The sequence below is a fragment of the Saccharomonospora sp. NPDC046836 genome, assembly GCF_040645195.1.
GTDB lineage: Bacteria > Actinomycetota > Actinomycetes > Mycobacteriales > Pseudonocardiaceae > Prauserella_A.
Genome location: NZ_JBEYXW010000011.1, coordinates 143199 through 156537 on the forward strand (window position 1 = coordinate 143199; position 13339 = coordinate 156537).

The 13339-nt window shown below is 67.9% G+C and carries 9 protein-coding genes and 1 pseudogene; 6 read left to right on the forward strand and 4 right to left on the reverse strand.

What is annotated here, in order from left to right:
* Positions 1–27: 27 nt before the first annotated feature.
* The 4 genes from ABZ863_RS15605 to ABZ863_RS15620 are packed head-to-tail and all read left to right on the forward strand — an operon-like array spanning position 28 to position 3196.
* Positions 28–1824 carry a nickel-dependent hydrogenase large subunit gene (locus ABZ863_RS15605; protein ID WP_358535666.1) on the forward strand — a complete coding sequence of 599 codons (1797 nt, stop codon included), beginning with the start codon at positions 28–30 and terminating at the stop codon, positions 1822–1824.
* Complete coding sequence (locus tag ABZ863_RS15610) at positions 1817–2374, forward strand: NifU family protein (RefSeq protein WP_358535668.1); 558 nt, start codon at positions 1817–1819, stop codon at positions 2372–2374. Before ABZ863_RS15605 ends, ABZ863_RS15610 begins: the two co-directional genes overlap by 8 nt.
* Positions 2371–2994 carry a DUF5947 family protein gene (locus ABZ863_RS15615; RefSeq protein WP_358535670.1) on the forward strand — a complete coding sequence of 208 codons (624 nt, stop codon included), beginning with the start codon at positions 2371–2373 and terminating at the stop codon, positions 2992–2994. Before ABZ863_RS15610 ends, ABZ863_RS15615 begins: the two co-directional genes overlap by 4 nt.
* On the forward strand, positions 2987–3196 hold the full coding sequence (locus ABZ863_RS15620) for a hypothetical protein (RefSeq protein WP_358535672.1): 210 nt from the start codon (positions 2987–2989) through the stop codon (positions 3194–3196). The genes ABZ863_RS15615 and ABZ863_RS15620 overlap by 8 nt, the downstream gene beginning before the upstream one ends.
* 146 nt (positions 3197–3342) lie before the next feature.
* Here ABZ863_RS15620 and hypF read toward each other — a convergent pair whose 3' ends face one another.
* Entirely contained in the window at positions 3343–5622 is a 2280-nt protein-coding gene (gene hypF, locus ABZ863_RS15625) for a carbamoyltransferase HypF (RefSeq protein WP_358535673.1), read from the reverse strand.
* Positions 5623–5696: 74 nt separating this feature from the next.
* On the opposite strand from hypF, the gene ABZ863_RS15630 reads away from it, so the two are divergent.
* Positions 5697–6353 carry a class I SAM-dependent methyltransferase gene (locus ABZ863_RS15630; RefSeq protein WP_358535675.1) on the forward strand — a complete coding sequence of 219 codons (657 nt, stop codon included), beginning with the start codon at positions 5697–5699 and terminating at the stop codon, positions 6351–6353.
* A gap of 476 nt (positions 6354–6829) precedes the next feature.
* Here ABZ863_RS15630 and ABZ863_RS15635 read toward each other — a convergent pair whose 3' ends face one another.
* The 3 genes from ABZ863_RS15635 to ABZ863_RS15645 all read right to left on the reverse strand — a co-directional run bounded on the left by ABZ863_RS15635 (position 6830) and on the right by ABZ863_RS15645 (position 12268).
* Entirely contained in the window at positions 6830–7981 is a 1152-nt protein-coding gene (locus ABZ863_RS15635) for an LCP family protein (RefSeq protein WP_358535677.1), read from the reverse strand.
* 84 nt (positions 7982–8065) lie between these two features.
* On the reverse strand, positions 8066–10423 hold the full coding sequence (locus ABZ863_RS15640) for an arylsulfatase (RefSeq protein ID WP_358535679.1): 2358 nt from the start codon (positions 10421–10423) through the stop codon (positions 8066–8068).
* Between the two features lie 102 nt (positions 10424–10525).
* Positions 10526–12268: a cation:proton antiporter gene (locus ABZ863_RS15645; RefSeq protein ID WP_358535681.1), complete on the reverse strand. Its 1743-nt coding sequence runs from the start codon at positions 12266–12268 to the stop codon at positions 10526–10528.
* 351 nt (positions 12269–12619) lie between these two features.
* On the opposite strand from ABZ863_RS15645, the pseudogene ABZ863_RS15650 reads away from it, so the two are divergent.
* Positions 12620–13326: pseudogene (locus tag ABZ863_RS15650) on the forward strand (formylglycine-generating enzyme family protein).
* Positions 13327–13339 lie beyond the last annotated feature (13 nt).

Here is a 13339-nt window from a genome sequence, read left to right on the forward strand (position 1 = left end):
GCCAAAGGCAACCCAGGAGAGGTGACAATGACCGCAACCGAGCGGGCGCGCGCCGGCACCCGACAACAACCGCAGATCATGGAGATGGCCTGGGACCCGATCACCCGCATCATCGGCAACCTCGGGGTCTACACGAAGATCGACTTCGCCAACCAGCTGGTGACCGAGTGCCACAGCACCTCGTCGCTGTTTCGCGGGTACTCGGTGTTCATGAAGGGCAAGGACCCTCGCGACGCCGGTTTCATCACCAGCCGCATCTGCGGAATCTGCGGGGACAACCACACCACGTGCTCGGTGTACGCGCAGAACATGGCCTACGGCATCAAAAGCCCGCCGCTGGCCGACACGATCATCAACCTCGGTGAGGCCGCCGAGTACATGTTCGACCACACGATCTTCCAGGACAACCTCGTCTTCGTCGACTTCTGCGAGGCGATGGTCAAGGACACCAACCCGAGCGTCCTGCGGCGGGCAGAGAGCACGGAGGCACCGGGCGCCGGAATCCACGGCTACCGCACCATCGCCGACATCATGCGCGCGTTCAACCCGTTCGAAGGTGAGGTCTACAAGGAGGCGCTCAAAGTCAGCCGGGTCACCCGCGAGATGTTCTGTCTCATGGAGGGCAGGCATGTGCACCCGTCGACGATCTATCCCGGCGGTGTGGGAACCATGCCCGAGCCGACGCTGTTCACCGACTACCTCACCCGGCTGCTCGACATTCTCGATTTCGTGAAGAAATCCGTTGCGCTGAACAACGACGTGTTCGACTTCTTCTATGAGGCTCTGCCCGGTTATGAAGAGGTAGGCCGCCGCCGCGTGCTGCTCGGGTGCTGGGGGACTTTCCAGAACCCCGACGTCGTCGACTACCGGTACGAGAACATGACGAACTGGGGCCGGGCGATGTACGTGACGCCCGGTGTTGTGGTGGACGGGAACCTGCTGACCACTGATCTGGTCGACATCAACCTGGGCATCCGGATCCTGCTCGGCAGTTCGTACTACAAGGACTGGGTGAACGAGCAGCCGTTCGTCACTCGCGACCCGCTCGGCAACCCCGTCGACATCCGGCACCCATGGAACCAGACCACACTGCCCGAACCGCAGAAGCGCGACTTCGAGGACAAGTACAGCTGGGTGATGAGCCCCCGCTGGTTCGACAAGAACAGCGGCGAGCACCTCGCGCTCGACACCGGCGGCGGGCCCTTCGCCCGGCTCTACACCACGGCGCTCGCGGGGCTCGTGGACACGCCCTACGTCAAGGCCACCGGTCGGAGCGTGCAGATTTCCCTGCCGAAGAGCCGCACGCTGCCGGAGCAGACGCTCGAGTGGACCATTCCACAGTGGTCCAACGCGATCGAGCGCAACCGGGCCCGGGTTTACTTCGTGGCTTACGCTGCCGCGATGGCGCTGCATTTCATCGAGGACGGTCTCGGACGCGTGCGTGGCGGCGACACCAAGGTGTTCACCGACTTCGACGTTCCCGACGAGGCCATCGGGTGCGGTTTCCACGAGGCGGTCCGTGGCGTGCTGTCCCACCACCTGGTGATCAAGGACGGCAAGATCGCCAACTACCACCCGTACCCGCCGACGCCGTGGAACGGCAGCCCGCGCGACAGCTACGGCACCCCGGGACCATACGAGGACGCCGTGCAGAACATGCCGATCTTCGAGGAGAACGGCCCGGAGAACTTCCGCGGCGTCGACATCATGCGTGCCGTGCGCAGCTTCGACCCATGCCTGCCCTGCGGTGTGCACATGTACCTCGGCAAGGGGCGCACGATCCAGAAGCTGCACTCGCCCATGTGGGGAGCAAGCCATGGCTGAGGACGGCCGGTTGCGCGACGAGGCCGTGCGGGAGCGGCTCGCGCGACTGGACGAGGTACTGGAACAGGTTGAGGAGATCCCGGGCCCGGCCGGTGAGCTCGCGCTGGCGGCGATCACCGAACTCGCCCAGGTCTACGGCGAGGCACTGGCTCGCGCCACCGGCTACGCGGCCGAGGTGCCCACGCTGCTGGAAACTCTCGTCGGCGACGAGCTGCTCGGGCATTTGCTGGTGCTGCACGACATCCACCCCGAACCGGTTCACCGCCGTGTCGCTCGCGTCATCGACGAGCTGCGCACCGCGGTGACCGACGGCGGCGGCGAGATCGCACTGGCCGGCATCGAGCACGGCGTGGCGACGGTGACGCTCTCGACGGGTGGCTGTGGCTCCGCGGCATCCGGTGTGCGGGACGCGGTCCGCCAGGCGGTGCTGGCTGTCGCACCGGAACTGACCGACGTCACGATGGTGGTGCCGGCCGGGGAGCACGACACCGCGTTCATCCCGATCGAGTCGCTCGGCCTGCGCACGGGGGCGGGTGCGGCAGGGCGATGACCGGACCCTCGGGCGCGCTGCACCGGGCCATCCGGCGCTCCGCCGCCGATGTGCCCGCCGCGCCGGAACGCTGCGACCTGTGCGCGGCGGACCTGCCGGAACGGCATCGCCATGTGCTCGACGAGCAACGCGGCGAGCTGCTGTGCACTTGCCGCGCATGCACACTGCTGTTCGAAAAGGACGCTGCGGGCCGGGGACACTACCGGCTCGTCCCGGAGGAGCGGGTGCGGTTGTCCGAGCTGCCGCCGCAGGACCTCGGGGTGCCGGTCGGTCTGGCGTTCTTCGTCCCGCAGCCTGACGGCACCGTTGTGGCTCACTATCCGAGCCCGGTCGGCGCAACGCAGTGGGAGGTCGAGGCCGAGGCGTGGCAGGCGATGCGGCGAAGCTGCCCGCCGCTCGCGAAGCTGTCACCCGGCGTGCAGGCGCTGCTGGTCAACACCGCACGTGGGCGGCATGAGCACTGGATCGTACCGATCGACGACTGCTACCGGCTGGTGGCAGTGATTCGCCGGGAATGGCAAGGGTTGTCCGGCGGTAGTCACGTCTGGCCGGCGATCGACGACTTCTTCGCCGAACTCGACCGGCAGCACACAAGGGAAAAGGGGAACGGACATGGCTGAGATCCGGGTCGGCAAGCCTGACGTCAAACCGGACGCTTCCGCGCACACCAAGGGAGTGCACCAGGGCAACTCCACCGGTGGGTACGACAGGCAGGGCGGGCACCACAGAGACGGCACCGCCGATGCGCGGCGCTCCACCGGGGTGAGCCCGAAAAAGCACAATCCCATCCTGCCCGTCATGCCCAACCTACCGCCGGGCTGAACGGAAACCATCGAGTGGAGGAGGAGTCGTGAAAGGACGGAAACTGTTGTTCGTCGCCATTGGTGCGCTCGTCGCGGGGTGCGCCGCGCTGGCCTGGAAGGAGTACCCCGCACTGGTGCGTTACATGAAGATCGAACGCATGTGAGTCAGCGGTCGATGGCGGCGGCGACGGCCACCTGCCCCAGGCTGATCCCGCCGTCGTTGGCCGGCACCCTCGCATGTGTGAGGACACGGAACTCGTTGCGCTGCAGCTGTTCCACCGTTCTGGTCAGTAGCAGGACATTCTGGAACACGCCGCCGGAGAGCGCGACGGTGCCGATGCCGGTGGCCTGGCGCAGGTGCACGCACGCCCGCACGACCGCGTCGACCACACCGTTGTGGAACCGCGCCGCGATCACGGCGGGCGGGACGCCGCGGAGCAGGTCCTCGGCCGCCGCGCGTACCAGGTCGGCGCCGGCGATCCGCAGTGGACTCGAGCCGGACACGGTGGCGTGGTAGCCGCCGCGTTCGGCCGGGTCGGCCAGCTGCTCCAGCTCGATTGCGGCCTGCCCTTCGTAGTTGATCGTGTCGCGTAGCCCGAGCAGTGCCGACACGGCGTCGAACAGCCGCCCCGCACTGGAGGTCAGCGGTGAGTTCACCGCTCCGCGGGCGAGCGAGAGCACACCTGGCCACTGGGATTCGTTGCGCCGCAGCACGTCCAGTGCCGGTGGTAGGGCATCGCCGAACGCGGCGGCGAGGTAGGCCGCGGCCATCCGCCACGGCTGGCGGATGGCGGCGGTCCCGCCGGGCAGCGGGACCGGTTCCAGGTGGCCGAGTCGCTGGAAGGACGCCAGGTCGGCGAGCAGTATTTCCCCACCCCAGATGGTGCCGTCGGTGCCGTAGCCTAGACCGTCCAGCGCGACACCGAGCACCGGCCCCGGCTCCCCGTTGTCGGCCAGGCAGGATGCGATGTGCGCGTGATGGTGCTGGACGCCGACCAGCTCTACACCCTCGGTCTGCTCGGCGAGCAGCACGGCGTGCTTTGTGGACAGATACTCGGGGTGCAGGTCGTGCGCCACCAGTACCGGGTCGATCTCGAACAGGCGCCGGAAGTGTTCGATGCCCGTCGTGAAGGCCCGCAGGGTCTCGTAGTTCTCCAGATCGCCGATGTGGTGCGACACGAACGCATGCCGGCCCCTTGCCAGACAGAAAGTGTTCTTCAGCTCGGCGCCGCAGCCGAGTACCGGTCGAGGCGCCGGGCGGTGCAGCGGGACCGGCTCCGGCACGTACCCGCGCGAGCGGCGCACCGGCGACGCGCGGCCGAACAGCGGCCGGACCACCGAATCGTCGGTGCGGACATGGATCTTCCGGTCGTGTGTCAGAAACGCGTCGGCGATGCCGGCCAGCCGCCGCACGGCATCCTCGTCCAGGTACGCGATCGGCTCGTCGGAGGTGTTGCCACTGGTCAGCACGATCGGTGCACCGGTGGCGTGCAGCAGCAGGTGGTGCAGCGGCGTGTAAGGCAGCATCAGGCCGAGCTCGCGGTTACCGGGCGCCACCGCAGCGGCCACGGGTGCGCTGTCCTGGCGGGGGAGTAGCACGATCGGCCTGCGCCGCCCGGTGAGCAGGCCGGCCGCGACATCGTCCACAGCGCACAGCTTCCGCGATTCATCCATATCGGACACCATGACGGCGAACGGCTTGTCCTCGCGATGCTTGCGGCGGCGTAGTGTGGCAGCCGCGGTATCGTGACTGGCGAGTACCGCGAGATGGTAGCCACCAAGCCCCTTGACGGCGAGGATCTGTCCACTGTGGAGAACCGTGGCGGCCTTCGCGATCGGGTCGCCCGGCTCCTCGCGGCCGTCCGTGCCGGTCAACCGCAGCCGCGGTCCGCAGTCCGGGCAGCAGACCGGCTGCGCGTGGAAGCGGCGATTGGTGGGATCGTGGTACTCGGCGGCGCAGGCGGGGCACAGTCGGAAGGCAGCCATCGTCGTCAGTGCCCGGTCGTAGGGCACGTCACGGACGATGGTGAACCGTGGCCCGCAGTTGGTGCAGTTGATGAACGGGTAGCCGAACCGCCTGTCGGCCGGGTCGCTGAGCTCGCGCAGGCAGTCCGCGCAGGTCGCGCTGTCCGCCGAGACGAGTGTCTGCCGTGGCCCGCCCGGCTGGCTCGATGCGATGGTGAAGCCGTTGCGCCCACTCGGTTCGACGGCGGTGGCGGTGACACGCTCGACGGCGGCCAGTGGTGGGGCGTCGCGCGCCAGCGCCGCCAGAAAGCCGTCGACACTGCTGTGTGGGCCCTCGATTTCGATGAAGACGCCGTGGACGTCGTTGCCCACGCGCCCGGCGAGCCCCAGTTCGGTGGCGAGCGCGTGGACGAACGGCCGGAACCCCACGCCTTGCACCACACCTTCGACCCGGACGGTGCGCCCCACACGCTGGTCCATCCCACCAGTGTGCGGGCCGCGGCGGTGCCGTGCGAAAGGATCATCTTGTCGGGGTGTGCCGGTACGGTCCGGCCATGACCGAACCCGCTTACCTGGCCGACACACGGGTGGCCTACGACATTGTGGCCGCCAACTACGCCGAACTCCTGGAGACCGAACTCGCGGGCAAGCCGTTGGACCGGGCGATGCTGGCGACGTTCGCCGAGCTGACGGCAGCGGACGACGGTGGTCCGGTCGCTGACATCGGATGTGGTCCAGGCCGGGTGACGGCGCACCTGAGGTCCCTGGGGGTCACGGCGTTCGGCATCGACCTGTCGCCGGGGATGATCGAGGAGGCCCGCCGAAGGTATCCGGGCCTGCGGTTCGAGGTGGGGTCGATGACCGGTCTCGACCTGTCCGACGGAGAGCTGGCTGGCATCGTCGCCTGGTACTCGATCATTCACACGCCACCGGAGTCGCTGCCTGTCGTGTTCGCCGAGTTCCATCGGACGCTGGCGCCGGGAGCGCATCTGTTGCTGGCGTTCCAGGCCGGCAATGAGCGTCGCCGCATCGAGCAGGGCTACGGCCACCGGGTCTCACTGGACGCCTACAGGCTGGCGCCCGACCGGATCGCCGAACAGCTGTGCCAGGCGGGAATCGTCGTGACCGCACGGCTCCTCCGCGAGCCGACGGAGCAGGAGAAGACCCCACAGGCCTACCTCTTAGCCCACAAGCCACGGACGGTTTCCTGACCGGCGAAGCCGCTTGCTACCAGGCACGCAGCCCACGCCGCTACCTGCACCGCCACCCAAGCCGACCCCAACACACACAAAAGTGTGTTGCCCCAGGACCCCCCACGGTGCTGGGGCAACACACCCATCAGGTGCCACAGGTCGCCGTGGCGGACTGAAAGTCGCACGCGGCCACGATCCTGTTACGCGTGAAAGAAGTTCCCGATTCCCCAGTCGAGTTGGATGTCGACGAGGAATGCGCCGAGTGCGTCAAAAACTGCCGGCGAACCAAGCGCAGGCATAGCGAGGCCCCGGCATCCCCGCGATGCTGAGGCCTCGCTGTCCTCGTACGCCACTAGAGTTGTGGCGCGTTTGAAGTCGCAATAAGCGACGCTGCTGTTACCCGTCCGGCGCCAGTTTCGCTATGTGGCATGCGGAAAAACACGGCGTGCGGCGAACCGGGATGTCCACTGCCGGAAATGTGAGATTGTCTGCCGCTATTTCACGCACGGGATGCCGCCACCCGCTATGGCAGGCGGCGCATCGCCGTTGGCGGAAGGAGCTTGCGGCGCAGGGGGCGCACCTCGACCCAGCAACCGGGCCACCGTGGCGCGCATCCTCGCCGGGTTTACGACGTTGATGCTCTCACCCGCCTGGTCACTGCCGAAATGCTCGATCGGCAGCGTCACAAAACTGACGTTGCCACTACTAAGGCCGGCCGCCTGCTGCGCGAAGGAGAGCAGATCGAGATTGCCGTCCACCGCGATGTTGCGTTGCGCCACCGCCAGTATTCCGTTGAGCTTCGCAGGGTCGGCGAATGCACCACCCTGCTTGAGCTGGTAGCCGAGGGAGGCGATGAAGGCCTGCTGGCGACGTTCCCGGTCCAGATCCGTGAAGTTCAGCTCCGGGTGGACGTAGTCGCGCCGCTGGCGCACGAACGCCACGGCCTGCGCGGCATCGATCTCCTGCTGCCCTTTGCGGAAGTTCGCTCCGGAGTAGCTGTCCTGGGTGTCCTCGTTCAGGCAGACCGTGACCGGTTGCACGACCTGGGCGATCTGGAAGAACCCGACGAGCGTGACCTCGACGAAATGATCGATCGGGACACCGCCGAGGAACTGGCGCACGGTATCGATTTCCGCTTTGCGTCCGGCCTCCCTGGCCAGCTGTTCCCGCTGTGCGTGATCCGTCACCCCCTGCGCTGCCAGCTCCCCGGACCGTTGGGCGAAGGCAAGCCCGTAGGCCTGTTTGATCTTGCCCTGGCACTGTCCGTCCGGGCATCCGGCGAGATCGACGTAGTCGTCGCGCGGAATCGAGATCGAGGTCGCCCTGCCGCCGTGGCCGGGCACGTGGAGCAGCATCAGCACATTCGCGTTGTAGCCACCGTTCTGCTCGTCCCCGGCATGCAATGCGTCGTAGATGTTCTGCGGGAGCGGGTCGCCGTTCTCGTCCAGCCGCGAATCCAGGCCCATGATCAGGATGTTGGTGCCTGCACCCGCGGAGGTGGTCTCGCCCGACAGCGCCTGCGATGTCCGCAGCCCGTTGACCAGGCCTCGATAGGCCGACCACCCGTAACCGGTCAACCCCAGCACCAGCACGGCCAGCAGCCCCACGGCGACCTTGACCGCCACCGCGCTTCCCCGGTTCGCCATCACCACCTCACAAGCGGCTGCCAGTCCAGCTCAACGCAGGCCCTGTGAAATGAGCGTGATAGCACCCGCTGTACGGCGTCGCCACTACTCGCGCGAGAGCATGGCGGCGGCCTCGCGTTCCAGGTCGACGTAGGGCTCACCGCTGACGTCGACCGCCACCCGCTTGAGTGTTCCGCCGGTGAACGCCCAGGGGGTGGTGCCGGGGTAGTCGTCGGTGACCGGGTCTCCGTGATCGCAGCCGATGTTGAGGCCCTCACCGGCGATGCTGAACTTGCCGGGCTGGGTCCGGATCCGGCCTTCGCCGACCTTGCGGTCGCCGTAGTAGAGGTTGAGCGTGCCGTGGGCGGTGCCGGGCGGGTCCGCACCTTCCCTGTCGAAGGAGGCGGCGAGGATGATGTTCTCGCCGGTCGGCAGCTCCTCGGTGGCGCTGACTCGCTGCATCTCGCTGCCGAGGAAGTTGTAGACGTAGTGCAGCCGGTTCTCCCTGACGTACAGCGCGTGCCCACCGAATCGGCTGCCGTGCGCGAACAGCACACCTGCCGCGCTCCGGCCGGGCAGGTCGACGAGAGCGCCGATCGAATAGGAGCGGTTGCGGACGCTCGGCGCAGCCGACTCGGAAATCCCAGAGCCGCCGGGGCGGTAGGTGTAGCGGTTGCGCGGTGCTGTCATCTGGGGCCGCGGAGTGGTGAGGATCTCGACGGCAGAGCGGTCGTCGAGCGGGTACGCCTGGTTCAGACCGGCCTCGTGGAACCACAGACCCATGAGCTCGTGAAGCTTGGCGGGTTCCTGTGCCGCGAGGTCGTGGCATTCGGAGCGGTCCCGGTCGGTGTGGTAGAGCTCCCAGGTGTCCTCGCTGAAGTGGCTCCAGCCGCTGATGGCCGGGTGGGTGGTGACGGCCTTCCAGCCGTCGTGCCAGATGCCGCGGGTGCCGAGCATCGAGTAGAACTGCGTGTGCTTGGCGGTCGGGATCATCTTCTCCTCGAAGCTGTACCGCATGCTCACGCCCTGGACGGGGTGCTGGGTGTAGCCCTTGACGGTCTCGGGTTCCCGGATGCCAAGGCAGTCCAGCAGGGTGGGCACGATGTCGATGGCGTGGTGGTACTGGTCGCGGATCTCGCCGCTTGCCTTGATCCCGGCTGGCCAGGCGATGACGCAGGGGTCGCAGATGCCACCGTTGAACGAATAGCGCTTCCACATCTTGAACGGCGCGTTGAATGCCATCGCCCAGCCGTTCGGGTAGTGGTTGTAGGTCTTGGGGCTGCCGAGGTCGTCCAGCATGCGCACGTTCTCGGCGAGGTCGTCGGGCACACCGTTGGCGAACTTGTTCTCGTTGACCGAGCCGGTGGGGCCGCCCTCGCCGCTGGCGCCGTTGTCGGAGACCACCACGATAATCGTGTTGTCCAACTGCTCGATCTGCTCCAGGTAATCCAGCAGGCGGCCGATCTGGCTGTCGCAGTGGGTCAGGAAACCCGCGTAGGTCTCGGCCATGCGAGCGAACAGCTGCTTCTCGTCCTCGGAAAGGCTGTCCCAGGGAGGGGTGTAGTCCAGCGGCGGGAACGGTTGTCCTTCCGGGCCACGCCGGGTATCGGGAGTCCCGATCGGGTTGATCGGGGGCAGTTCGGTGTTCGGCGGGAGCAACCCCAGTTCCTTCTGCCGGGCCAGGATCTGCCGGCGCATCTCTTCGTAGCCGGCGTCGAACCGGCCCCGATAGTGTTCGATCCACTCGCGCGGCACCTGGTGCGGGGCGTGCGCGCAGCCCGGCGCGTAGTACAGGAAGACCGGCCGCTCCGGGGCGACCGCCTTGACGTCGTCGACGAACTCGAGTGCCTTGTCGGTGATGTCGACGCTGAAGTGGTAGCCCTCCTCGGGACTTTTCGGCTGTTCGACGTTGTGGTTGTCGTGCACCAGGTTCGGGTACCACTGGCTGGTCTCCGCGCCGAGGAAGCCGTAGAAGCGCTCGAAGCCGCGGCTGATCGGCCAGTGCCGCTTGCTGGAGGCCAGGTTCATCTCGTCCTCGGCGCACAGGTGCCACTTTCCGACCATCGCCGTGCTGAAGCCCTGGTCGACGAGCATCTCGGCGAGCGTCGCGCATTCCGACGGGACGTGCCCGTTCGCGCTGGGGAACCCGATGGCGGCCTCGCTGATGCACGCCATGCCGTTGACGGTGTGATTACGACCCGTGAGCAGACAGGAGCGGGTGGGGGAGCACAGGGCCGTGGTGTGCCACTGCGCGTACCGAAGACCATTCCCGGCGATCCGGTCGATGTTCGGCGTCTCGATCGGCCCGCCGTAACAGCTCAGGGCGCCGAACCCCACGTCGTCGAGCACGATGTAGACCACATTCGGCGTGCCGGGCTTCGCCTTCGGCTGCTCGTACGGACGCCAGTCCGGAACCGAGTCACGGACGTCCAGGTTCACGACGCCGTTGAACTGCTTGGCCATTGCATCCTCCACACAGGTCCTTCGTCACATGTCAGCCCGACTTCCCACGCTCGCCGGCCGTGCCGCCCGGCGCATCACCCAAGCCGAGCGATACGCGCCGTTTCAGCTCGGACCCAGGAGGACGAGGGTGTCACCCGGTCGGGGGTCCGGGGCGCCGGAAGTAGTTGCCGGGATCAGCGTTCCTTCGGCGTTGACCAGGAACAACAGGTCGGCGGATGGGGGGACCCCGCCGTCAGATGATCTGGTGCTGATGTGGGCGCCGCTCGTGTAGCGGGCGGACAGGGCCGGGTGGGTGAGGGTCGGGCCGAAGAGCGTTTCGCCGATGGCGTAAGAGCCCACGCCGCCCTGGCTGGGAGCTAGCCGATAGACCGTTGTGTTGGAGCTGCCCGCGAGGCTGATGGCGGCCAGCGCGTTGTAGTGATCTTCGTCGGTGAGCAGGAGAACTGCGGTGATGCCTTCCAGCTCGGCGCCCTGGCCAACGGCCGAGGCGAGCAGTTCGCCGGGGGCCAGTTGGAGGGCTGCTTGCTTGATCTGGGCGCGCTGGTCGTCGGAGGGGGCCCACATGAGGACGTCCAGGCCGGCGGCGCGGAAGGCGCGAGCCAGGTCGATGACCCACGGGTCGCTGCCGACCAGCAGCGGGCTGCTGCGGGCGGGGCGGGTGACGCCGAGCCGCCTGGCCACCGGGACCGCGGTCAGGCCGTAGAGGGCCACGGTGGTGACGATGACCAGGAAGGAGACGGGCAGGATCCTGGACGCGCCGCCGACGTGGTTCGCGGCCAGCTGGGTCCCGAAGGTCGAGGCGGTGGCCGCGGCCACGATGCCGCGCGGCGCCATCCAGCCGATGAACGCACGTTCGCCCCTGGTCAGCTCTGTCCGGAAGGTGGCAAGGAAGGCCACCAGCGGGCGGATCACCAGCACCAGGACGGCCACGAGCCCGAATGTGGGCAGCACGAGGTGCTGCAGCGACTGGGGAGTGACGGTGGCCGAGATCGACACGAAAAGGACCCCGATGATCAGCTGCACCAGGGTCTCGAAGAACGGCCGCCGGGCAGGGACATCGAAGCCGCGCATGTTCGCGACCGCGAGCCCCATCAGAAGCGCGGCGATGAGCCCGGTGTCGTCGCGGACGATGTCGCAGACGGCCGCCACCCCCACCACGCACCCAAGCTGGGCCATGGTGCTGAGCACGTCGTCCAGATCAAGCTTGCACAGGCAGAACCACAGCACCGCGACCCCGGCCGCCGCGCCGACCGCGCCGATGCCGATGGACAGCAGGAACAGCCCCACCGGGTGGCTGATCCCGCCGTGGGTGCTCGCCAGCACGGTCTCGAACACCACCGCACCCAAGATGGCGCCGACCGGGTCGATCAGCGAACCCTCCCAGGACAGTATTCGCTGCAGGCGGCCAGCCGGCCGAACGAATCGCAGCAGCGGGCCCACCACCGTCGGCCCGGACACCACCAGGACCGCGCCGGTCATCAACGCCGCCCCGGTCGACATACCCAGCAGCGGGCCGGCCAACGCCGCGGCGGACGCCATCGTGATCGGCACCCCCCAGATCACGAGGCGGGGTACCACGCGGCGGGCACGCCCGCGGATCTTGCCCCACTCCAGCGACAGGCCGGAGTCATAGAGGATCACCGCCACCGCGAGCGAGACCAGCGGCTGGTACGCCGCCCCCCACAGGCGTTCCGGATTGACGTCGGCCGTCAGCGCGCCCGCCGTGAAGCCCACCGGCAGCAAGATGATCAGTGCCGGGATACGCAGGCGGCTGGCGAGCACTTGCGAGCCCACCGCGAGAACCACGATCAGGCCCAGCCCGAACAGGACCTCGTTGGTGCTCATCGCCTACCTCTTCTTCAGCTAGCCCTCGTCTGCCCCATCAGAACGGCGACGCCGCGTCGCTGCTGCCGCCCGGGCACGGCCTTGGCCATGGCATCCTCCACACAGCTGCCTGGTCACACAGTCAGCCAGCTTCCAACCTCGCCGGGGGTGCCGCTGGACACTTCACCCAAGCCGGGCGATATCCGCCGGGTGAAGGCCGGGGACTATGACCGAGGCAAGAAGGCCGGCGAATAGGGCCGAAGACATGGCAGAGGACAGGTTTGCCCAACTGGGAGTCGTGCCGCTGGAAGGCGGGTGGTTCGCCATGGGCAGCGACGACGCCGTGGCCTACCCCGCGGACGGCGAGGGTCCGTGCGGCGCGTCCGCGTCAGCCCGTTCGCCATCGATCCGCACTGCGTGACCAACGCCCGGTTCCGCGCGTTCGCCGAGGCCGCCGGGTACCTCACCGACGCCGAGCGGTACGGAGCCTCATTCGTCTTCGGAGGGCTCCTGCCCCTGGGGCCGACTGGCGGCACCCCGAGGGTCCGGGGTCGGACCTGGCGGGGCGCGAGGATCACCCCGCGGTGCATGTCTCGTGGAACGATGCCACCGCGTACTGCGCCTGGGCCGGACGACGCCTGCCAACAGAGGCCGAGTGGGAGTACGCCGCACGCGGCGGGCTGACAGGCCGGCACTGCCCCTGGGGCCGCGAACTGCGCCCCGGCGGCCGACACCGGATGAACGTGTGGAACGGCAAGTTCCCCACCTGCAACACCATGGAGGACGGCTACCTCGCTACCTGCCCGGTGGACGCCTTCGCACCCAACGGCTATGGCCTGTACAACATGACCGGTAACGTCTGGGAGTGGACCGCCGCCTGGTTCCACCCCACGTGGCACGTCACCGGACCCCGCGAGAACCCCAGTGGTCCGCCGACCGGCACCGCCCGTGCGCTGCGCGGCGGCTCGTACCTCTGCCACGCCTCCTACTGTCGCCGCTACCGCGTATCCGCCAGGATGCCCAACACCCCGGAAACCTCCACCGGGAACATCGGTTTCCGGTGCGCCGGCCGAACCTGACGGACTACGGCTG